The organism is Cupriavidus sp. WKF15, from assembly GCF_029278605.1.
In the GTDB taxonomy this organism is placed as follows: Bacteria; Pseudomonadota; Gammaproteobacteria; order Burkholderiales; family Burkholderiaceae; genus Cupriavidus.
The window spans coordinates 143,794-165,132 of the sequence record NZ_CP119572.1 but is presented as its reverse complement, the minus strand read 5'-3'; the positions used below and the strand labels follow the sequence as shown (position 1 = coordinate 165,132).

The following is a 21,339-nucleotide window of genomic DNA, read 5'->3' as shown; positions in this document are numbered from 1 at the left end:
GCATCCGGTTCAGCGGGCCGCCAGCCTGGGGGTTACAGCGCGTTACTGCTTGGTGAAGCGGATCACCGAGGCATCGAAGCCGGCCGACTGCAGCCGGTCGCGCGCCTTGTTCATGTCCTCGATGCGGTTGTACGGCCCGATCCGGACCCGGTACATCTTCACGCCGTTGACGTCGCGGTCGGTAATCTTGGCCTCGAAGCCCTGCATGGCCAGGTTGGCCTTCTGGCGGTCGGCGTCGTCGGACGAGCGGAACGCACCCACCTGCAGCAGGTAGCCGACCTTGTTGGCATCCGCCTGGGCGATCTCGGCAATCGGGTCGACCACCGGCTTCTCGGCCGGCTTGTTCATGGCGAGAGGCTTCTCGGCGGGCTTATCCGCCGGCTTTTCGGCAGGCTTTTCGGCAGGCTTTTCCGCCGGGCGCGACACGGCCACCGGCGGCTGCCGCTCGGCCTGCCGCTCCCCGTTATGGTTCTCCGGCGCGGCGGCGACCGGCGCCTGCGGCTGCGCCTCGGGTGCGGGCGCGGGCGCGGGCTGGCCGACCGGCTTGGCCGGGGTCTTGCTCCACAGCGGCTTGTTCGGGTCGGTCGGGGCTTCCGGCTGGGACTGGGATTGCGTGGGACTGGGCAGCGTGCTGGCCACGTTGCCCGGCTCGGACGGCCGCGGCGCGTTCTTTTGCTGGAACGGCGCCGGCGACTTGGTGATATACAAGGCGACCACCACGGCAATGGCCAGCCCGACGATCAGCCCGAGCACCAGGCCCAGGAACGTTCCACCGCGCTGCTGGCTGCGGCGGGCACTGCGCGCCTCGCGCTTGCGTTGCTGTTGCATAAGTCCTCTTAGGTGTTGCCGGGAGATTATAGTGCCAGCGCCGCCCGCGGCGGCACCGGCAACATCGCGGGGCAGCATTGCCCCGCGATGCGACCGGCCCGATCGCACGCGTGTGCCGTGAATGACAGCCGTGGCTTACATGCGGCGCGGCGCCGAAACGCCGATCACCGCCAGGCCGTTGCGCAGCACCTGGCGCGTTGCCGCCAGCAGCGCCAGGCGCGCGCGCTTGACCGTCTCGTCGTCGACCAGCACGCGGTCGGCGTTGTAGAACGCGTGGAAATCTCCCGCCAGGTCGCGCAGGTAGAACGCGACCGCATGCGGCGCCAGCTCGCCGGCGGCGGCGGCCAGCATCTCGGGGAACTCGGCCAGGCGCTGGCCCAGCGCGAGCGCCTGCGGACTGGCGTCGGCGCCGGTGACGGCCGCCAGGTCGGAGCCGGCCAGTTCGGGCAGGCGGCTCTCCCAGTCGGCGCCGCCCCACGACTCGAAGATCGAGCAGATGCGCGCATGGGCGTACTGCACGTAGTACACCGGGTTCTCGTCGTTCTGCTTGAGCGCCAGGTCCACGTCGAACACGAACTCGGTGTCGGCCTTGCGCGACAGCAGGAAGAAGCGCACGGCGTCGCGCCCGCGCGTGAAGTGCGCGGGCCAGTCGGCCACGCCGGCGTCAAGGCAGGCGCGGATGGTTTCGCAGGTGTCATCCTGGCCGTTGGACCATTCGATCAGGTCGCGCACGGTCACATAGGAGCCGGCGCGCTTGGAGATCTTCACCTCCTCGCCGTTCTTCATCACGGTGACCATCTTGTGCAGCACGTAGTCGGGGTAGCCCTTCGGGATGCCGATGTCCAGGCCCTGCAGGCCGGCGCGCACGCGCGCGATGGTGCCGTGGTGGTCGCTGCCCTGCACGTTGATGACCTTGGTGAAGCCGCGCTCCCACTTGGTGGTGTGGTAGGCCACGTCCGGCACGAAGTAGGTGTAGGTACCGTCGGTCTTCTTCATGACCCGGTCCTTGTCGTCGCCGTCGTCGGTGGTGCGCAGCCACAGCGCCCCTTCGCTCTCGTAGGTCTTGCCCTTGGCGACCAGCGCCTGCACCGCGGCTTCGACGCGGCCGTCGGTGTACAGCGACGACTCCAGGTAGTAGTGGTCGAACTTGACGCCGAAGGCCTGCAAGTCGATGTCCTGCTCGTTGCGAAGGTAGGTCACCGCGAACTTGCGGATCGAGTCGACATCCTCGGGGTTGCCCGATGCGGTCACCGGCTCGCCGTCCGAGGCGCTCACGGTCTTGCCGGCCAGGAAGTCGGCGGCGATATCGGCGATGTAGTCGCCGTTGTAGGCGGCTTCCGGCCAGTTGGCGTCGCCCGGCTTGAAGCCGCGCGCGCGGGCCTGGACCGACACGGCCAGGTTCTGGATCTGCACGCCGGCGTCGTTGTAGTAGAACTCGCGGTGCACGTCGTAGCCCTGCCACGACAGCAGGTTGGCGAGCGCGTCGCCGAGCGCGGCCTGGCGGCCGTGGCCGACGTGCAGCGGGCCGGTCGGGTTGGCCGAGACGAACTCGACCAGCACATGGCCGTGCATGCCGCGCTCCTGCGCGCCGTAGTGGTCGCCCTCGGTCAGCACCGCGCGCAGCACATCGGCCTTGGCCGCCGGCGTCAGGCGCAGGTTGATGAAGCCCGGGCCGGCGATCTCCATGGCCGCGACCAGGCCGGCCGCGCGCGGATCGGCCTGGACCGCCGCCACGATGCGCTGGGCCAGCTCGCGCGGATTGCTCTTGAGCGCGCGCGCCACCTGCATGGCGATGTTGCAGGCCAGGTCGCCGTGGGCTGCGGCCTTGGGCCGCTCGAAGGTCACGGCCGGCAGGGTCGCGTCGGCCGGAGCAAGCGCGCGTACCGCATCAGTGAACGCAGCGGCAAGATTGGAGGTCTGAACAGGCAGCATGGATGTCGAAGCCCTGGTGGGCAGTAGTCCGGCAGGCGGCGCGGCGCGCCCGGGTGACAGCCGGCAATGCCGGCGGAAAGCCACGGGCAAGGCGCCGCGAAGTGGCGCGCATGTGAACGCCGCGCCGCGTGACCGGCAATGGAATTCGGAAACGCGGAATTTTATCAGGTGCTATGCTGACATCATGCGCGCGGCTCGCAAGAGCCACAATCCGCGCGGCCGCTCCCGCCCCCGGGGGCCCGCGTTCCGCATGTCCGTAAAAGGAAACAACATCATGCTGATCACCTTCAAATCCCACGCCGCGCAGGACCTGATCATGATGAGAGATCTGGCCGTGACGCTTCTGGGCATCATCGGCAAGCATCTCGGAGAGCGGGGGGTGATCACCGTGGAAGAGCTGCCTCGCGCGATCCACAAGCTCGAAGCCGCCGTCAGCGATGCCAAGCGCAACCACCCCGCCGAAACCTCGGTCAGCGACGGCAAGCATGAAGACGACGAGGAGGAACCGCTGCACCTCGGGCAGCGCGCCTATCCGTTCCTTGACATGCTGCGGGCCTCGCAGCGTGAAGGGGTCGATGTGTTATGGGGCGTGTGATCGGATTCTGGCGACCGAGGACGCGCCTGAGCGGGCTTCTAGGCAATCTTCTTTTCTCGGCAAAAGGCCAAAAAAAGGTTCTTCGCTGAATGCGGGGAAGGGGTAATGACAACCTCATCATTACCCATTCCACCAAACAACCAAAAAAAAATGCCCGACACCGCCACAGCGGAGCCAGGCTTCCGGAACGTGAATGCCATCCGGACAAGGGGGGAATGTTACCGTGGCCGTCGCACCTGCCCGCGGACGGCCGCAGCGTGCTACTCCCGGTGACGAGTCGCCAGCAACAAGCCGATCAGCGCACCGATCGCGGCCGCCAGCCCCACTGACTTGAGCGGGGATTCGGCCACCCGCTGCTGCGCCTGCACCACCGCTCCGTCCATGCGTTCGCGCACGTGGGTGACGCTGTCTCCGGCCTGCGCACGCAGGCGGTCGGTCATCTCGGCGGCACGTTCGCGCAGGCGGCGCCCGGCGTTCAGGCTCTGCTCCGATCCTTCGCTCGCCAGCACCTCGATGGTGTGCTGAAGCTGGGCGATCAGGGATCTCACCTCGTCCGAGATCGGTCCTGCCGCTTCGCGCGTGTCGCGCGCCGCGTGCCGGATCCGGCGAATGGTGCTGTCTGCGCTGTCGGCAAGGTGGTTGATTTCCTTCCGGACATTCGGGTTCTGCGTCAGCATAGGACTACTCCTCAGGGCACAGTTAGGGGGCGCGGATGCGCGTCACCGTCTGCGGACCAGACCCATGACGGCCGCGACCAGTGCCACGATCAGGAAGATGAAGAACAGGATCTTTGCAATCTCTACGGCGCCGGCAGCAATACCGCCAAAACCGAAAACCGCGGCGATCAGCGCAATAACGAAAAAGACGAGTGCATATTGCAGCATGACTGGAACTCCCGATGGTGGCGCCTGCCCGCCTGACGGACAGGTCGCCGGTTAGGGCTTGCGCGGTGACGGACAAGCTCATAGCCTCATCGTAGGAAGCCGTCCCCGGCACAGACACCGACAGCGGGCCGATTCCGCTGTCAGCCGAGTCCTACAGTGCCGTCCGGCGGCGGCACGCGCGCATCACGACCGCCCTGCGCGACGTGGCCGTGGTCACAATTGCTGGTTGACCCCACCCCTGGGATGTGATCCCATGACCACACCCCGGCGGCAAGCGCCTCACCGAGGAATTGCCTCATGTTCAAGCAGTTCAAGCAGTCTTTCCTGCCCCATACCCTGCTGCTCGCTGGCGGCATCCTGCTGACCCTGGCGGTACTGGTCGCCTCCGAGACCGGCAATATCCGCCTGCGCGAGAGCTACAACGATGTCATCCGCTCACAGCGCGTGCAGACGCAGCTGGCCGCGCTCAACGGCGAGCTGGTCAATGCCGAGGCCGGCGAACGCGGCTTCCTGCTGACCGGCAAGGACAGCTATCTGGAGCCCTACTACCAGGCGCTGCCGCGCATCAACGACTTGATGGCGCGCATCCGCGCGGACTACGCCAACGATGCCGAAGGTCTCAAGCTGTTCGGCGAGACCTCCAAGCAGATCAGCAGCAAGCTCAATGAAATGGCGCTGACGCTGCTATACGGCAAGCGCGACCTGGCGGTGGCGCTGGACCTGGTGCGCACCGACTATGGCAAGCAGACCATGGACAACGCGCGCCGCGGCCTGGACGCGCTGCAGGCGCGCGAAGCCGAAACCGTCGCGCATCGGCTGGAGGGCGCCGAGCGCGATGTGCAATTGTCGCGTTACGGCATCGCCCTGCTGACCGCCATCAATATCGTGTTACTGATCGCCGTTGGCCTGGGCCATGCCAAACGCCTGACCTTGTCCGAAGCAGGACGCGCGCAGGCCGAGGAGGAAGGCGTCCGGCTGGACCGCAAGGTGCGCGCGCGCACGCGCCAGCTATCGGCGCTCGCGGGCCACCTGCAACGCGTGACGGAAGACGAGAAGACCCGCCTCGCGCGCGAACTGCACGACGAGCTCGGCGCCATCCTCACCGCGATCAAGCTGGACCTGCACTGGGTCCGCCGGCGCGTGCAGGAAAGCCAGCCGGAAGCCGCGGACAAGCTGACGCGGGTCATGCTCCACGTGGACCAGGGCATCCAGATCAAGCGCCGCCTGATCGAAGACCTGCGCCCCACCGTGCTGCTCAATCTCGGCCTGCGGGCCGCGTTGTGCCAGCTCGTCGAGGACGTCGCGGGGCGCAATCACTGGGAGTCCGAAGTCGACGTGCCGGAAGACCTGCCGCGCCTGAGCGACGCCGCCGCGATTGCGCTCTATCGCATCGCCCAGGAATCCCTCACCAACGCCAGCAAGTATTCGCAGGCGACCCATATCCGCCTGTCGCTGGGCTGCACGGACGAGCAGCTCACGCTGACGATCCACGACGACGGCAAGGGCCTGCCGCCTGATTTCGATGCCGGCAGCACCGCCGGCCACCATGGCCTGCTGGGCATGGAACAGCGCGTGACGGCGCTTGGCGGCAGCATGGAGATCGTGTCCTCGCCCAACACCGGGGTGAGCATCCGCGTCGAGGTGCCGCTCGCCGCGTCGATCCTGGCATCTGCGGAAGAACCGGCCGAAGTCCAGCCGGAATAGAGGAAAAGGCAGAATAGAGGAAAAGGGTCAGGAACCGGCGGCCGCGCGTTCCTCGATGACGCGGAACACCTGTTCGAGCTCCAGCGACTTGTCGAAGAAGTAGTCGGCCCCGGCGTCGGCGCACTGGCTGCGGTACATCGACACCTGCGCGTGGTTGGTATAAACGATGCGCAGGCCCGGCAAGCCTTCGCGCTGCATCGCGCGCAGCACGTTGATGCCGTTGCCCTGGCGCAGCTGCAGGTCGACGATCACCACGTCATAGGGCATGTCGCCGCTCACCATGCGCAGCGCCATGGCCTCGGTATCGGCCCAGTCGACGCTGCGCACATACGGGAAGTCGCTCAGGTATTCGAGGAGCATGCCCCGCAGCACTGCCGAATCCTCGATCAGCAGAACGCGCAGTGCCCGGTGGGGGGAGTTCGAAGCCTGCTCCGACATTCTTCTACGTTCAGTGGGGTGGTTGCAGCCGGCCCGCCATGCGGTCTGCGCAGCGGGTTCGCCTGTCCGTCATTCGACCAGGCCGTTCTTGATGGCGTAGTAGGTCAGGTCGGCATTGGTCTTCATGCCCATTTTCTCCAGAATGCGCGAACGGTAGGTGCTGACGGTCTTCACGCTCAGGAAAAGCTCATCCGCGATCACCGAGACCGACTGGCCGCGCGACAACTTGCAGAAGATCTGGAATTCACGCTCCGACAGCATCTGGTGCACCGGCTGCTCGGTCGGCTTGTCGAGCCCGCCGATCAGCAAGTCCGCCACGGCCGCGCTGACATAGCGGCGGCCCTGGGCCACGGTGCGGATGGCCTTGACCAGGTCGTCCGGATCGCTTTCCTTGGTGAGGTAGCCCGAAGCCCCCGCGCGAATCAGGTTGATTGCGTACTGGTCTTCGGGATAGGTCGAGAGGATCAGCACAGGCAGGTCCGGCTTGCGCTGGCGGATCAGCTTGAGCACATCGATGCCGTTGCGTTCGGGCATCGAAATGTCGAGGACCAGCACGTCGAACTCGCCGTCGCGCAATTGCGCCATGACTTCGTCGCCACTGCCGGCCTCGCCGGTGACCTGGATATCAGGCTCATCAGCAAGAAACTGGCGCAGCCCTGCGCGAACAATCTCGTGATCATCGGCGATCAGGACGCGGATCATCATGGGCTCCACTGGTAGGGCTTTCGCCCAGTCAACTCGGGTGCAGGCGGAACCGCTTGCTGTGTTTGCATTGTAGTGCCGCAAGCGGCCGCGGACTGTCGGTGTCAGGCTGACATTGATGCGCCGGCGCAAAAGACACCGGCACGAGAGAGAGGAAGGGACAAGTGCGGCACAGATAGCGCTACTGCCGCGCCGCATGGACAGCCGATAGCACAAAAGCAAAGCGGGACGGCTGGAGGTCCGTCCCGCTTTGCTGCATTGCATCAGGCCGCATCGGCCCCGTCGGGCCAGATGCGGCCGGCCCGGCTTACTGGGCCTTGGCGCCCGCTTCGGCACCCGCGCTGGCGCCCAGGCTGGCGTCGGCCTTGTCCTTCTTGTGCGACTTCGCGCTGTGCTTGCTCTTGGCCTTGGTGCCGGCATCGGCACTGGCGGCACCACCCATGTCGGCCGAGGTGGCCGAGGTGGCCGCCGCGCCCTTGTCCAGCGAAGTCGATGCGCCCACACCTGCTTGCGCGCCGCCTGCAGCCGGAGCCGGCGTGTTCACTGCGGCGCCGACGTCGGCCCTGACCCCGGGGTTGCCCGTGGTGGTGCCAGTGCCTTGCGCCATGGCCAGCGACGAAGCAGCAGCGATCGACAGGGCGGACAGGGAGATCAGCAGTTTCTTCATGGAAAGGCTCCTTTCAGGGTGATCCGCGGCGAAACATTCGCTGCGGCATCCACGCTGTTGTTCACGTGAACTTGGAGCCAGTCTAGGGGCGCGTCCGCCCCCGGTCTGTGAGCGATTGCAATGCAGTGTAAGGAGTTGTGAAGCGACGCGAACAGCGCTTGCGCCCCCTCCATGCTGCGATGCAAGGCGGATTTCCTGCCGCATCAAGGACCTGCGCCACGCGGGCGCCGCGCGATCGCGGCGCCCTGGCGACGCATGCAGTTACAGGTTGGGTGCCAGCGCCCGCGCGACGGCGTTGCGGTCCTCGTGGCGGCGGGCCGCCATGTCGTCGAGCTGGTCCTGGCCGATCTTGCCGATCGTGAAGTAGGTCGAGTCCGGATGCGACAGGTAGAAGCCGCTGACCGACGCGGCCGGCGTCATCGCCAGCGATTCGGTGATGCCCATGCCGATCTCGGCCGCGTCGAGGAAGCTGAACATCGGGCCCTTGACGGTGTGCTCCGGGCAAGCCGGGTAGCCGGGCGCCGGACGGATGCCGCGATACTTCTCGGCGATCAGTTCGTCGTTGGAAAGCTGCTCCGCCGCGTCATAGCCCCACAGGTCCTTGCGCACGCGCTCGTGCAGGCACTCGGCGAAGGCCTCGGCGAGGCGGTCGGCCAGCGCCTTGAGCATGATGGCGCTGTAGTCGTCGTGGTCGGCCTCGAACTGCGCTTCCTTCTTGTCGACGCCGATGCCGGCGGTGACCGCGAACAGGCCGATATAGTCCGCCACGCCAGACGACTTCGGCGCGATGAAGTCGGCCAGGCAGCGGTTCGGACGGCGCACGCCGTCGACCACCGGGCGCTCGCTCTGCTGGCGCACGTTGTGCCAGGTCAGCGCGACCTTGCTGCGGGTTTCGTCGGTATAGATCTCGATATCGTCGTCATTGACGGTATTGGCCGGCAGCAGCGCCATGACGCCGTTGGCGGTCAGCCAGCGGCCCTGGATCAGGCGCGACAGCATGCTCTTGCCGTCCGAGAACACGCGGCGCGCGGACTCGCCGACGATCTCGTCGTTGAGGATGTCCGGGAATTTGCCGGCCAGGTCCCAGGTCTGGAAGAACGGGCCCCAGTCGATGAAGTTGGCCAGTTCCGCCAGGTCATAGTTGCGGAACACGCGCCGGCCGATGAACTTGGGCTTCGGCGGCACATAGGCGCTCCAGTCGATCGGCGTCTTGTTGGCGCGCGCCTCGGCCAGCGTCACCATCGGCGTGGCCTTCTTGCCGGCGTGCTGCGCGCGGATGCGCTCGTAGTCGGTCTTCAGCTCGTCGAGATACTTCGCCGCGCCTTCGTCCGACAGCAGGCTCGACGCCACGCTGACCGAGCGCGAAGCGTCCGGCACGTACACCACCGGGCCTTCATAGTTCGGCGCGATCTTCACCGCCGTATGCACGCGCGAAGTCGTGGCACCGCCGATCAGCAGCGGGATCTTCTTCACGCGGAAATAGTCGTCGCGCTGCATTTCCGAGGCCACGTAGGCCATCTCTTCGAGCGACGGCGTGATCAGCCCCGACAGGCCGACGATGTCCGCGCCCTCGACCTTGGCCTTGGCCAGGATCTCGTTGCACGGGACCATCACGCCCATGTTGACCACTTCGAAGTTATTGCACTGGAGCACCACCGACACGATGTTCTTGCCGATGTCGTGCACGTCGCCCTTGACGGTGGCGATGACGATCTTGCCGCGCGAGCGGACATCGCCGCCGGCCTCGGCCAGCTGGCGCTTCTCTTCCTCGATGAAGGGCAGCAGGTGCGCTACCGCCTGCTTCATCACGCGTGCGCTCTTGACCACCTGCGGCAGGAACATCTTGCCGGCGCCGAACAGGTCGCCGACGATGTTCATGCCGTCCATCAGCGGGCCTTCGATCACCTCGATCGGACGTCCGCCGCGCGCGGCGATTTCCTGGCGCGCCTCTTCGGTATCGTCGACGATGAAGTTGGTGATGCCATGCACCAGTGCATGCGCGAGGCGCTTCGCGACCGGCACCGGCTGCTCCGGCGTGCCGCGCCAGGCGAGGTTCTCTTCCTTCTTCGCACCACCGCCCTTGAAGCGGTCGGCGATTTCCAGGAGCCGGTCGGTAGCGTCTTCGCGGCGATTGAGCACCACGTCTTCCACGCGCTCGCGCAGTTCGGGGTCGAGCTGGTCATACACGCCGAGCTGGCCCGCGTTGACGATGCCCATGTCCATGCCCGCCTCGATGGCGTGATACAGGAACACGGTGTGGATCGCCTCGCGCACCACGTCGTTGCCGCGGAACGAGAACGACACGTTCGACACGCCGCCGCTCACCTTGGCGTACGGCAGGTTCTGCTTGATCCAGCGCGTGGCTTCGATGAAGTCCACCGCGTAGTTGTTGTGTTCCTCGATACCCGTCGCCACCGCGAAGATGTTCGGGTCGAAGATGATGTCCTCGGGCGGGAAGCCGACCTCGTTCACCAGGAAGTCATAGCTGCGCTTGCAGATCTCGGTCTTGCGCGCGAACGTGTCGGCCTGGCCTTTCTCGTCGAAGGCCATCACCACGGAAGCCGCGCCGTAGCGGCGGATTAGCTCGGCGTGGTGGCGGAACTGCTCCTCGCCTTCCTTCAGCGAGATCGAGTTCACCACGGGCTTGCCCTGCACGCACTGCAGGCCGGCCTCGATCACTTCCCACTTGGAGGAGTCGATCATGATCGGCACGCGCGCGATGTCGGGCTCGGAGGCGATAAGGTTCAGGAAGCGGACCATCGCCGCTTTCGAATCCAGCATCGCCTCGTCCATGTTGATGTCGATGATCTGCGCGCCATTCTCGACTTGCTGGCGGGCCACGGCCAGCGCCTCGTCGAACTGGCCGTTCAGGATCATGCGGGCGAAGGCCTTCGAGCCCGTGACGTTGGTACGTTCGCCGACGTTGACGAAGAGCGTGTCGTCGTCGATCGTGAACGGCTCCAGGCCGGACAGGCGCATCGGGCGCGGGGGCAGTTGGTTCGTGCTCATGTTCTTGTCTCGCTGGCTCAGGCGGCTTCGCTGTACTGGCCCGGCCAGGTGCGCGGGCTCTTGTTGGCCACGCGCTGGGCGATCGCGGCAATATGTTCGGGCGTGGTGCCGCAGCAGCCGCCCACCAGGTTCACCAGGCCGGACGCGGCGAATTCCTCCACCAGCGACGAGGTGACTTCCGGCGTTTCATCGAAGCCGGTCTCGCTCATCGGATTGGGCAAGCCGGCGTTCGGGTAGCAGGAAATCGCCACGTCGCACACCTTCGCCAGTTCGGCGATGTACGGACGCATCAGCGTCGCGCCCAGCGCGCAGTTCAGGCCGAAGGTCACAGGCTTCACGTGGCGCAGGCTGTTCCAGAATGCTTCCACGGTCTGGCCCGAGAGAATGCGGCCCGAGGCATCGGTCACGGTGCCCGAGATCATCACGGGCAGGCGCTCGCCGGTGTCCTCGAACAGCTGGTCGATCGCGAACAGCGCGGCCTTGGCGTTGAGCGTATCGAAGATCGTCTCGACCAGGAACACATCGGCACCGCCCTCGAGCAGCCCCTTGCCCTGTTCGTAGTACGACGCGCGCAGCTCCTCGAACGTGATATTGCGCGCGCCCGGGTCGTTCACGTCGGGCGAGATGCTGGCGGTCTTCGGCGTCGGGCCGAACGCGCCGGCGACGAAGCGCGGCTTGTCGGGCGTGCTGTACTTGTCGCAGGCCGCGCGTGCGAGCCTGGCCGCCACGACGTTCATTTCGTACGCGAGGTCGGCCATCTTGTAGTCTTCCTGCGCCACGCTGGTGGCACCGAAGGTATTGGTCTCGATGATGTCCGCGCCGGCGGCGAGATACTGCTCGTGGATCTCGCTGATGACCTGCGGGCGCGTGAGCAGCAGCAGTTCGTTGTTGCCCTTCACGTCCACCTTGTGTTCCGCGAACCGCTCGCCGCGATAGTCGGCTTCGGTGAGCTTGTAGCGCTGGATCATGGTGCCCATGGCGCCGTCCAGGATCAGGATGCGCTCGCGCAGCAGCCGGGGCAGGTTGGCAGCCCGGGTATAGGGACGCAAGGTGGGTTGGTCAGGGGCACTCATGGCGGGGACGGTGAATAGGCGGGACAAATCGTCAAGAGGCCGATTTTATCAGGTGCATCAAGGCCTTGCGGGTGCCCGAGGTTGCCTGCGCATGGGCGGTGGGCCTACACTGAGAGGCGTAACGATCACCATCGCCGACCTTCCCGCCGGCTCCGCCGCCCTGCCATGGAACACCTCAGCCCCGCCGACGCCCAGAAGCTGCTGCTGGAGTCACCCGACACACTGTTCATCGATTGCCGCAGCGAAATGGAGTACCTGTTCGTCGGCCACCCCAAGAGCGCGCACAACGTGCCGTGGAATGACGGCCCGGACTGGGAGGTGAATCCCCATTTCGTGCAGGTCGTGAAAAAGCTGGCGGGGCACGTCTCGGCGCGGCCCGTGCTGCTGATCTGCCGCAGCGGCAACCGCTCCACGGCCGCGGCGCGGGCCCTGGAAGGCGCCGGGTTCGCGAACGTGTACAACGTGCTGCACGGATTCGAAGGCGATCTCGATTCCGAGCGGCATCGGAATACGGTGAACGGCTGGAGATTCGAGGGATTGCCGTGGGAGCAATATTGATCCCACGGCTAAAACAACAACGCCCGCGTCACCGCGGGCGTTGCCAGATGCCAGGAAGAGCGGAAAGAGCAGACACTCAATGCATCACCAGCGGATGCGTCATCACCGTATCGAACTTCCCGAGGAAATCATCAACCTCTTCCACCGACGGCTCGCTTTCAATCAACCGTTGCACGTCGGCGCGGAAATTCTCGGCCAGCTTGCCGCCGAGGAAAATCTCGCGCTTCATGTTCTTGTCGACGATTTCGTAACCGCCGAATTCGAGAGGCGCTTGCTCGACATCCGCACCGAATTCGACGATGCAGTAGTTGTCGCTGTTGTAGATCATTTGCATGGCACACCTCCTGGCGTCATGGTTGGGCGGCCGGCCTTTTCATTGTTGCGTTGAGAGGGGGGCGCCGGGTCGTTACCTCCAAGCTAGGGGCGGCCCCGGCAATTTCAAGTTTTGCGTGCGGGCCGCCGTACGGATACGACGTTACCTATCTCAGTAAATTGGGCAACGGCAACATCAACAAGTTTCTTGAGAATAGGACATCACTGCGTTGTGCGTTATGGAACGTCGCATTGGCCGCCGCATGCGGCGTGGCCAAGGAAGCTGTCCAGGGCGGCGTGGAAGCGGTCTGGCTGCTCCACCGGCACCAGATGCGCCGCGGGCAAGACTTCGAGCCGCGCACCGGGAATCGCCGCGGCGATGGACTGCGCCATGGCCACCGTCGCACCCTGGTCGTGCTCGCCCGCCACGACCAGCGTGGGGCAATGGATGCGATGCAGCGCACTGGCTGCATCGAACGCCATGATGGCCTGCCCCACGCCGACATAGCCGCGCACCGGCGTGGCCAGCAACATGGCGCGGATGCGCGCGACTTCGTCAGCATGCGCATGGCGAAAAGGTTCGGTCAGCCAGCGCTCCAGCGTGGCATCGGCCAGGCCCGACATGCCATGCGCTTCGACCTGCCCGATCCGGTTGTGCCACATCGGGTGTGCGTCGAGCGGTGTATGGCTGATGGTCGCCACCAGCGTCAGCGACAGCAGGCGCTCGGCATGGCGCACGCCCAGCGTCTGGCCGATCATGCCGCCCACCGAAATGCCGCAGAAATGCGCCTGCGGGATCTGCAGCGCGTCCATGATGGCCGCCACGTCGTCGGCCAGCCGCATCATCGCGTAGGGCCCTACCGGGGCACTGCTACTGCCGTGGCCGCGCATGTCCGGACGCACGACGCGATAGCGCGCGCACAGGTGGCGGGCGGTGGCGTCCCAGAGCGTGTGGTTGGCGCCGAGCGCGTGCGCAAGGACCACCCAGGGCCCGTCGGCGCCGTCCACGCGGACGTGCAGGTCGACGCCATCGACGTGGATGCGATGCGTCTCGCTCGGTGCGGTGGCTACGGTGCTGGCGGTCATGGCGAAACTCCTTGAAGGGGTGGCGGGTGAACGCGGGCAGGCCCCCGCAGGTCCGGTTACTGGCCCTCGGTACTGCGATAGACGAGGTCGATCTGCGTACCGTCCGGCTCGGTCTGGCGCAGCCTCACCGGCATCCAGCCAAGCGCCTGCGCGAGCCAGATCTCGACGCGCCGCCGGTCGCCGGCGTGCCGTTGCAGCCGCACGAAATGCTTGGCGCGTACCATGCCGCGGCCGATATCGATCTCCTCCTCTCCAACATACTGCACCTGCATCGGTTGCATGTCGCGCGTATCGGCCACCTGGAAGGTTTCGGTGACGCCCGGCGACGCATAGCGTTGCGGATTGCCGCGTACCCGCCCGACCAGTTGCAGGAAGACGCTGAACCGGTCCTGCGCGCCCGGGGCCAGCGCCGCCTGCGTGCCTGGCGAGAACGCCACCGTGCCGGCGGCCTGGTCGAAGCGCGCGGCTTCGGACTTGCCACGCCGGTTTTCCTCATAACGCTCCGGCAGCAGGCCGTTCTCGGTCATGGCGCCGCTGCTCTGGAATGCGAAGCGAAACCACAGCACGCGCGTCTCGACCGACAGGCGGTAGCGCTTGCCATCCTGCTCCCAGCGGATCAGCCCATCCGGGTTCTGCACGCCGTTGACGAAGCTGGCGTAGTGCATGGTGGCCGAAGGCGGCGCCACGTATTTCTCGCCGTCCTGCGCGGGTGGGCCCGGGGGGGCCGGCGGGGAAGGCGCAGGCGTGGCGTTCGGCGCGGTACCGCTGCCGCCGGAGCCGGTAACGGTTTCCGTGGTGCCACGTTCGGATGTCGCCACGGCGGGCGCCGGCGGCTCTGGGGGCGTTTCAACCGGCTTGGGCGCGGGCTGCGGCGCCGCCGGGCGTGGCTTTGGCGCGGGCTTTGGCTCGGCGGGGGGCGGGCGCACCGGCTTCGGCGGCGGCAGCAGTACCGCCTCGAGCGCCGGTGTTTCGCTGACATCGAGCGGAATCAGCGGGCCAGGCATGCGCAGGAAGCCGATCACGGCCAGCATGTGCACGAGCAGCACCAGCAAGATGACGAGGATCCAGCGCCGGCGCCGCCACGCGCGCGGGTCGGCGCCGGATCCGGCGCGGGAATCAGGAGTTGCCGGTCCGTCCGGCCGTTTGGGCGGCGCCAAGGTAGCCGAGTTCCGATGAGAGCTGTTGGGCGATCTCACGCACGCGGCGATCGACCGTACCACCCCATTCTGCATCGAATATGCTCTGTGCGCCCAGCACGATCAAACCCATGGCCAGATGGCCATTGGCATCGAACACGGGCATCGAGAAGGCGTTGATGCCGGGCAGCACGCCGCCGCGCGTACGCGCCGCGCCATGCGCGCGCACGTCGGCACAGATGGCATCGTAGTCGGCAGCGCTGGCCGGAATGTCGGGCACATCGTCCTGCCCGCGCGCGGCCAGTTCGCGCTCGATCAGCGGCTGGGTCTGCTTGCGCGACAGGTAGGCGCCGTACAGGCGGCCAGTGGCGGAGTTCAGCATGGGCATCACGTCGCCGAGCCGCAGGCTGACGGTGACCGGGTGGCTCGACTCCTCCCAGTGCACGATGGTGGGCCCGTGATTGCCCCACACGGCGATGCCCGCGGTCAGGTCGATCTCGTCGCGCAACTGCGACAGGATCGGCCGCGCCTTCTTGACCGGATCGAGCCGGTTCAGGCCCGCCAGCCCGAGTTGCAGGGCGAACGGCCCCAGGTCGTAGCGCCCGCTTACCGGGTCCTGCGCCACGGCCCCCAGCCGCAGGAAGCTGACCAGGTAGCGGTGCGCCTTGGCCGGGTTCATCTCGGCGGCGGCGGCAAGGTCGCGCAGCATCATCGCGCGCGGCGAGGCGGCCAGCGCCTGCAGCAGCTTGAAACCCACCTCGATGGACTGGATACCGGAGCGCAGCTTGGCGTCGTCTTCGTCTGGTTCGGTCATGCAGGGCGAGCGTTGGGGCAGCGTGAGAGGGGGCAGGCGGGAAGCACAGCAGGATTGTGGGGTATTCGCCGCCGCCAGCACAGGGGTTCCGGCGAAATCCCTACGTAAATTTACTATAGCGAAATCGATTTACCAATTTTTAAACGGTGAGTAGACTTTGCCGACAGACCCGGTGCGCCGGCCGGTCCGGTATGGACCACGGTGCCGCAAGCCACGCCGGGCTGAGAACACCAGACGGAGACACCCGATGACGCCTTTCCGCCCCGCGCGCGCCGCGCTGCGCGCCACCTGTACCTTTGCCGCCTTCGCCGCCACCGCTGTGCTTTCGCTCGGCGCCGCCGCACCCGCCAGTGCCACAGACGCATGGCCATCGCAGCCGATCCGCTGGGTGGTGCCTTACCCGGCCGGCGGCGGCACCGACGTGGTGGCGCGCACACTGGGCCAGGCCATTTCCCCGGCGCTGGGCAAGCAGGTGGTGGTCGACAACCGGCCGGGCGCGGCGACCATCGTCGGCGCTGACGCCGTCGCCCACGCCAAGCCGGACGGCTACACGGTACTGACCGCCGACACCGCGACGCTGGCTGCCAATCCGTCCCTGTACAAGAAGCTGCCCTACAACGCCGAGAAGGACTTCGTGCACGTTGGCATGGTGGCGCGCTTCCCGCTGGTGCTGGTGGCCGCGCCCAACTTCCCGGCCAAGACGCTCAAGGAAGTCATCGACTACGCGCAGAAGAACCCCGGCAAGGTCAACTTTGCCTCGCCGGGCGCCGGCAGCCCGCACCACCTGGCTATGGAACTGTTCATGGACCAGGCCCACATCAAGATGACCCACGTGCCCTACAAGGGCGCCGCACCGGCCGTGCAGGACCTGCTGGCCGGACAGGTGGACCTGATGTTCGTGGACCTGGCGTCGGGCCAGCAGAACGTCACCGCCGGCAAGCTGCGCGCCATCGGCGTGGCCACGCCCAGGCGCCTGGCCGTGCTGCCCAATGTGCCGACCGTGGCCGAAGGCGGCGTCGCCGGCTTCGAGGCCTACGCCTGGCAAGGGGTCGTGGCGCCGGCCGGCACGCCCAAGCCAGTTGTGACCCGTCTCAATGCCGAACTGGTCAAGGCGCTGAAGAGTCCCGAGGTGCAGAAACGGATGGAAGGCGTCGGCGTGGAGCCGGTCTCGAGCACGCCGGAAGAGTTCGCGCAATATGCGCACGCCGAAGCCGAGCGCTGGGGCAAGCTCATCAAGGCCAAGGGCATCACGGTAGACTAACGGCCGCCGCATGCGGTGCGCCCGATGTTCCCGCACCGCAAGCACCGACCTGATCAAGCCAAGGCTCTACCGACCATGAAACTCGCCACCCTCAAGGATGGCTCGCGCGACGGCCAGCTGGCGGTCGTCTCGCGCGACCTGAAGACCGCCCACTACGCCGCCGATATCGCCGGCCGCCTGCAGACCGTGCTGGACGACTGGGCCTTCTACGCGCCGCAACTGCAGGACCTGTACGACGCCCTCAATGCGGGCCGCGCGCGTCACCCGTTCCCGTTCGATCCGAAGCACTGCATGGCGCCGCTGCCGCGCGCCTACCAGTGGGCCGACGGCTCGGCCTATGTCAACCACGTGGAGCTCGTGCGCAAGGCCCGCGGCGCCGAGATGCCGCCCGAGTTCTGGACCGACCCCCTGATGTACCAGGGCGGCTCCGACGATTTCCTGGGCCCGTACGACGACATCGTGTGCGCCAGCGAAGCCTTCGGCATCGACTTCGAGGCCGAGGTCGCCGTCATCACCGGCGATGTGAAGATGGGTGCCACGGCCGAGCAGGCCGCCGAGGCCATCCGCCTGGTGATGCTGGCCAACGATGTGTCGCTGCGCAACCTGATCCCGGCGGAACTCGGCAAGGGCTTCGGCTTCTTCCAGAGCAAGCCGGCCACGGCGTTTTCGCCGGTGGCGGTCACGCCCGATGAACTTGGCGAGGCCTGGCGCGAGCGCAAGGTGCACCTGCCGATGACCGTGCACTGGAACAGCAAGAAAGTGGGCCATCCCGACTGCGGCACCGACATGGTGTTCGACTTCGGCCAGCTCATCGCGCATATCTGCAAGACGCGCAACGTGCGCGCCGGCAGCATCGTCGGCTCGGGCACCATCTCCAACGTAGACCGCAAGAAGGGCTACGCCTGCATCGCCGAAAAGCGCATGCTCGAGACCATCGAGGACGGCAAGCCTTCCACCGAGTTCATGAAATTCGGCGACGCGGTGAAGATCGAGATGTTCGACGCACAGGGCCATTCCGTGTTCGGCGCCATCGACCAGCTCGTGGCGCAGCCCTGACGGCAAGACCGCAGGCCGGACAGGGTCATGCCGGATGTGCATATAATTTACCGACCGACCGGTTTGTGAATTGATCCAATTGGATCCATGCACCCGGCACGGCCCTTTTTCGATTGCGCAGCCCTGCCATGACGATACCGACCCCAGCTCCCACGCCGCTCTCTTCCCGCTACGAACGCTATCGCGCACTCACGCTGCGCCAGCATGGCCCGATCCTTGAAATCATCATGGGCGCGGCCCAATCGGCCAACCAGAAACTGGCCACCGCGGACGCCAATATGCACCGCGAGCTGGCCGAGATCTGGCGCGACGTGTCGGCCGACCCCGAGGTGCGCGTGGCGCTGATCCGCGGCGAGGGCAAGGGCTTTTCCGCCGGCGGCGACCTGTCGCTGGTGGAGGACATGGCCAATGACTTCGAGACCCGCACGCGCGTCTGGCACGAGGCGCGCGACCTCGTCTACAACGTCATCAACTGCGACAAGCCGGTGGTCTCGGCCATGCACGGCCCGGCCGTGGGCGCGGGCCTGGTGGCCGGGCTGCTGGCCGATATCTCGATCGCGGCGAAGACCGCGCGCATCGTCGACGGGCACACGCGCCTGGGCGTGGCGGCCGGCGACCATGCCGCGATCGTGTGGCCCCTGCTGTGCGGAATGGCCAAGGCCAAGTACTATCTGATGCTGTGCGAGTCGGTCAGCGGCGAGGAAGCCGAGCGGATCGGCCTGGTCTCGCTGGCGGTGGAAGAGGACGAACTGGTCGCGCGCGCGTTCGACGTGGCAAACCGGCTGGCGGCCGGTTCGCAGACGGCGATCCGCTGGACCAAGTACGCTCTCAACAACTGGCTGCGCATGGCCGGCCCCGCCTTCGATTCCTCGCTGGCGCTCGAATTCATGGGCTTTGCCGGCCCCGACGTGCACGAAGGCATGGCGAGCCTGCGCCAGAAGCGGCCGCCTGAGTTCAAGTAGTCCAACCAGACAGGACGGAGACAGACCGCGGCGCCCCTGCCTGCCCGGCTGCTCCATCCACGGAGCGCATGACATGTTCGGACAGATTCCTGATTTCACCAACGGCTTCGAATTCATGCGCAAGCTGTGGGGCAGCGGCGCGGGCTTGTCCGGCAGCCTGATGCCCGGCCTGCAGGCAGCCATGACGCCCCCCATGGATCTCGAAGACCTCGACAAGCGCATCCACGACCTGAAGGCCGTGGAAAGCTGGCTGCAGCTCAACACCAACCTGCTGCACACCACGATCCAGGGCCTGGAGGTGCAGCGCGCCACGCTGGTCGCGCTGCAGACCTTCGGCAATGCACTGTCGCCCGAGGCCATGCAGAACGCAATGGAAAGCGTCGCGCGCGCTGCCAATGCGCCGAGTGCCTCGCCCTCGCCCTCTGCGCAGCGCCCTGCCGCCAGCGACAAGCCGGCAGATGCAGCGGCGGCCTCTGCGCAGGAAGCGGCGGAACCCGGCGCGCAGGCGGGGTCAGGCAAGAGCGCGGACACGGCCCCGCCGCCCAACGCATCGCTATGGTGGGACATGCTGCAGCAGCAGTTTAACCAGATCGCGAGCGGCGCGGCGGCGGCCAGCATTGCCCCGTTCGGCATGAGCGGCTTTGCTACCGGTACGCCCGCCGCGGCGGCGAAGCCGGACGAAAAGCCCGCCGCCAATCCCGCTGGCACGGACAAGTCCGCGTCCGGCCCCGCGCGCAAGAGTGGCACCGCGCCGAAGGGGGCCACGAAGGACGCAGCCAAGAGCACTGCCGCGCGCAAGAAGCCATCGGGCGCTGGCAAGGCAGCCAAACCCGATAACGGCAACGAATAAGCGCGCCGACGTCCGGCGCCCGGCCGCTCTCAGCCCACCGCATGCATCGAGACAGCCTCCTCCACCATGAGGCCACGCCGCCACGCCACGGGCACCATGGCGGCGTGCAACGCAATGCCACCGCGCTGATCATGATGGGCGGCGGCGCGCGCGCGGCCTACCAGGCCGGCGTGCTCAGCGGCGTGGCGCGCATCGCGGCTCGGCATGGGCATGGCCACGAGCCGATACCGTTCGGCATCATCGCCGGCACCTCGGCAGGCGCCATCAACGGCGCCGGACTGGCGATCCAGGCGGCGGACTTCCAGGCCGCCGCGGATAGCCTGTCGGCACTGTGGCATGGCATCCACACCGACGACGTCTATCGCACCGACGTGCTGCGCGCGGGCGTGTCAGGCGCGCGCTGGTTGTCGGCACTGGCGTTCGGCTGGGTCACGCACCGCCGCGCGCCGCGCGCGCTGCTCGACAACGCGCCGCTTGGCAGCATGCTGGGCGAGCTCTTCGAAGGCCAGCGCGTGCAGGCCAGCCTCGATGCCGGCGTGCTGCAGGCGTTCGCGGTCACGGCGCTGTCCTACAGCACCGGACGGCACGTGACGTTCTACCAGTCGCACCGGCGCATCCACCCATGGCACCGCAGCCAGCGCATTGCGGTGCCCGCGCAGATCACGGTGGACCACCTGCTGGCCTCGTCCTCGATCCCGTTCCTGTTCCCCGCCTTGGCGCTTGAACTTGAAGGCCATCACGAGTGGTTCGGCGACGGGACCATGCGCCAGATGTCGCCACTTTCACCGGCCATCCACCTGGGGGCTGCACGCGTGCTTGCCATTGGCTCCGCGTCGCGGCAGCGTCCGGGCTGGTTCGACACCGTGCCGGCCGGCGGCTATCCGTCGCTGGCCCAGGTCGGCGGACAGGCGCTGGCAAGCATCTTCCTGGACGGGCTTTCGGCCGACCTGGAGCGCCTGCTGCACATCAACCGCCTGCTGGCACGCATGCCGGAACTGGCGGGCGATACCGAAGGCTGGCGGCCCGTGCAGGTCATGACGATCTCGCCGAGCGAGCCCATCGAGGCCATTGCCGCCGAGCACCTGCAGCAATTGCCGCGCACCGTGCGCGCGCTGCTGACCCCGCTGGGCGGCACGGAAGCGCGCGGCGCCGCGTTTGCGAGCTACCTGCTGTTCGAGCCCGAGTTCACCCAGGCCCTGATCGCGCTCGGCGAACGCGACGCGGCAACCCAGGCGGATGAACTGGCGGCCTTCCTGTACGGCGTCATCCCGGGCACGCCGTCGACGCGTGGTGCCGACCACACAGGCGCCGCCCAGGTCACCCAGGCACCTGTTGCATAAAGACCGGTCAGCGCGCCGGCAAGCGCCGCCATTGGCACATTGCTGCGCACTTGTACCGCTAATCGCCCAAAATGGCGCCGAATCCGCTCGAACCACGGTGATAGTCGTTGCATTTGCGGCGATCCGCCCTAA

The 21,339-nt window shown here is 66.9% G+C and carries 21 protein-coding genes; 8 read left to right on the top strand and 13 right to left on the bottom strand.

Annotated features, from left to right (window positions below; translation table 11 throughout):
* Positions 1–42 precede the first annotated feature (42 nt).
* Positions 43–828: an SPOR domain-containing protein gene (locus tag CupriaWKF_RS00725; protein ID WP_276099147.1), complete on the bottom strand. Its 786-nt coding sequence runs from the start codon at positions 826–828 to the stop codon at positions 43–45.
* A 135-nt stretch (positions 829–963) separates the two neighbouring features.
* Positions 964–2,760: an arginine--tRNA ligase gene (gene argS / locus CupriaWKF_RS00720; protein ID WP_276099146.1), complete on the bottom strand. Its 1,797-nt coding sequence runs from the start codon at positions 2,758–2,760 to the stop codon at positions 964–966.
* Positions 2,761–3,034: 274 nt separating this feature from the next.
* Between argS and CupriaWKF_RS00715 the strand changes: the two genes are divergently transcribed.
* A complete protein-coding gene (locus CupriaWKF_RS00715; RefSeq protein WP_276100872.1) occupies positions 3,035–3,355 on the top strand; it encodes a DUF1840 domain-containing protein in 321 nt (106 codons plus the stop codon).
* A gap of 260 nt (positions 3,356–3,615) precedes the next feature.
* Here the strand turns inward: CupriaWKF_RS00715 and CupriaWKF_RS00710 are convergent, their stop codons facing one another.
* Positions 3,616–4,032 carry a DUF883 family protein gene (locus CupriaWKF_RS00710; protein ID WP_276099145.1) on the bottom strand — a complete coding sequence of 139 codons (417 nt, stop codon included), beginning with the start codon at positions 4,030–4,032 and terminating at the stop codon, positions 3,616–3,618.
* Between the two features lie 42 nt (positions 4,033–4,074).
* Positions 4,075–4,239 (bottom strand): DUF1328 domain-containing protein, encoded by a 165-nt coding sequence (locus CupriaWKF_RS00705; protein ID WP_211946877.1) that lies wholly within the window; start codon positions 4,237–4,239, stop codon positions 4,075–4,077.
* Between the two features lie 297 nt (positions 4,240–4,536).
* Here CupriaWKF_RS00705 and CupriaWKF_RS00700 point away from each other — a divergent pair, with 297 nt between their 5' ends.
* The gene (locus tag CupriaWKF_RS00700; protein ID WP_276099144.1) at positions 4,537–5,943 is read left to right on the top strand and encodes a CHASE3 domain-containing protein; all 1,407 of its coding nucleotides are present in this window, start codon (positions 4,537–4,539) and stop codon (positions 5,941–5,943) included.
* Between the two features lie 27 nt (positions 5,944–5,970).
* Here the strand turns inward: CupriaWKF_RS00700 and CupriaWKF_RS00695 are convergent, their stop codons facing one another.
* From CupriaWKF_RS00695 to CupriaWKF_RS00675, 5 genes are all read right to left on the bottom strand, one after another.
* Entirely contained in the window at positions 5,971–6,381 is a 411-nt protein-coding gene (locus CupriaWKF_RS00695; RefSeq protein ID WP_276099143.1) for a response regulator, read from the bottom strand.
* 69 nt (positions 6,382–6,450) lie between these two features.
* Complete coding sequence (locus CupriaWKF_RS00690; RefSeq protein ID WP_276100871.1) at positions 6,451–7,083, bottom strand: response regulator transcription factor; 633 nt, start codon at positions 7,081–7,083, stop codon at positions 6,451–6,453.
* A gap of 307 nt (positions 7,084–7,390) precedes the next feature.
* The gene (locus tag CupriaWKF_RS00685) at positions 7,391–7,750 is read right to left on the bottom strand and encodes a hypothetical protein (protein ID WP_276099142.1); all 360 of its coding nucleotides are present in this window, start codon (positions 7,748–7,750) and stop codon (positions 7,391–7,393) included.
* 261 nt (positions 7,751–8,011) lie between these two features.
* The gene (gene metH, locus CupriaWKF_RS00680) at positions 8,012–10,759 is read right to left on the bottom strand and encodes a methionine synthase (protein ID WP_276099141.1); all 2,748 of its coding nucleotides are present in this window, start codon (positions 10,757–10,759) and stop codon (positions 8,012–8,014) included.
* A gap of 17 nt (positions 10,760–10,776) precedes the next feature.
* Positions 10,777–11,832: a homocysteine S-methyltransferase family protein gene (locus tag CupriaWKF_RS00675; RefSeq protein ID WP_276099140.1), complete on the bottom strand. Its 1,056-nt coding sequence runs from the start codon at positions 11,830–11,832 to the stop codon at positions 10,777–10,779.
* Between the two features lie 165 nt (positions 11,833–11,997).
* On the opposite strand from CupriaWKF_RS00675, the gene CupriaWKF_RS00670 reads away from it, so the two are divergent.
* Positions 11,998–12,390: a rhodanese-like domain-containing protein gene (locus CupriaWKF_RS00670; RefSeq protein ID WP_276099139.1), complete on the top strand. Its 393-nt coding sequence runs from the start codon at positions 11,998–12,000 to the stop codon at positions 12,388–12,390.
* Positions 12,391–12,466: 76 nt separating this feature from the next.
* On the opposite strand, the gene CupriaWKF_RS00665 is transcribed toward CupriaWKF_RS00670, so the two are convergent.
* From CupriaWKF_RS00665 to CupriaWKF_RS00650, 4 genes are all read right to left on the bottom strand, one after another.
* Positions 12,467–12,724, bottom strand: a complete 258-nt coding sequence (locus CupriaWKF_RS00665) for a DUF3567 domain-containing protein (RefSeq protein WP_011296306.1) — start codon at positions 12,722–12,724, stop codon at positions 12,467–12,469.
* Between the two features lie 215 nt (positions 12,725–12,939).
* The gene (locus CupriaWKF_RS00660) at positions 12,940–13,788 is read right to left on the bottom strand and encodes an alpha/beta fold hydrolase (RefSeq protein WP_276099138.1); all 849 of its coding nucleotides are present in this window, start codon (positions 13,786–13,788) and stop codon (positions 12,940–12,942) included.
* A 56-nt stretch (positions 13,789–13,844) separates the two neighbouring features.
* Positions 13,845–14,819 (bottom strand): DUF3108 domain-containing protein, encoded by a 975-nt coding sequence (locus tag CupriaWKF_RS00655; protein WP_276100870.1) that lies wholly within the window; start codon positions 14,817–14,819, stop codon positions 13,845–13,847.
* Between the two features lie 85 nt (positions 14,820–14,904).
* Positions 14,905–15,738 carry an IclR family transcriptional regulator gene (locus CupriaWKF_RS00650; protein WP_276099137.1) on the bottom strand — a complete coding sequence of 278 codons (834 nt, stop codon included), beginning with the start codon at positions 15,736–15,738 and terminating at the stop codon, positions 14,905–14,907.
* Positions 15,739–15,985: 247 nt separating this feature from the next.
* On the opposite strand from CupriaWKF_RS00650, the gene CupriaWKF_RS00645 reads away from it, so the two are divergent.
* From CupriaWKF_RS00645 to CupriaWKF_RS00625, 5 genes are all read left to right on the top strand, one after another.
* The gene (locus tag CupriaWKF_RS00645; RefSeq protein WP_276099136.1) at positions 15,986–16,999 is read left to right on the top strand and encodes a tripartite tricarboxylate transporter substrate binding protein; all 1,014 of its coding nucleotides are present in this window, start codon (positions 15,986–15,988) and stop codon (positions 16,997–16,999) included.
* A 75-nt stretch (positions 17,000–17,074) separates the two neighbouring features.
* On the top strand, positions 17,075–18,055 hold the full coding sequence (locus CupriaWKF_RS00640) for a fumarylacetoacetate hydrolase family protein (RefSeq protein ID WP_276099135.1): 981 nt from the start codon (positions 17,075–17,077) through the stop codon (positions 18,053–18,055).
* A 128-nt stretch (positions 18,056–18,183) separates the two neighbouring features.
* The gene (locus CupriaWKF_RS00635; RefSeq protein WP_276099134.1) at positions 18,184–19,017 is read left to right on the top strand and encodes an enoyl-CoA hydratase/isomerase family protein; all 834 of its coding nucleotides are present in this window, start codon (positions 18,184–18,186) and stop codon (positions 19,015–19,017) included.
* Positions 19,018–19,090: 73 nt separating this feature from the next.
* Positions 19,091–19,867: a PhaM family polyhydroxyalkanoate granule multifunctional regulatory protein gene (locus tag CupriaWKF_RS00630; protein WP_276099133.1), complete on the top strand. Its 777-nt coding sequence runs from the start codon at positions 19,091–19,093 to the stop codon at positions 19,865–19,867.
* A 131-nt stretch (positions 19,868–19,998) separates the two neighbouring features.
* Positions 19,999–21,207 carry a patatin-like phospholipase family protein gene (locus tag CupriaWKF_RS00625; RefSeq protein WP_276100868.1) on the top strand — a complete coding sequence of 403 codons (1,209 nt, stop codon included), beginning with the start codon at positions 19,999–20,001 and terminating at the stop codon, positions 21,205–21,207.
* Positions 21,208–21,339 lie beyond the last annotated feature (132 nt).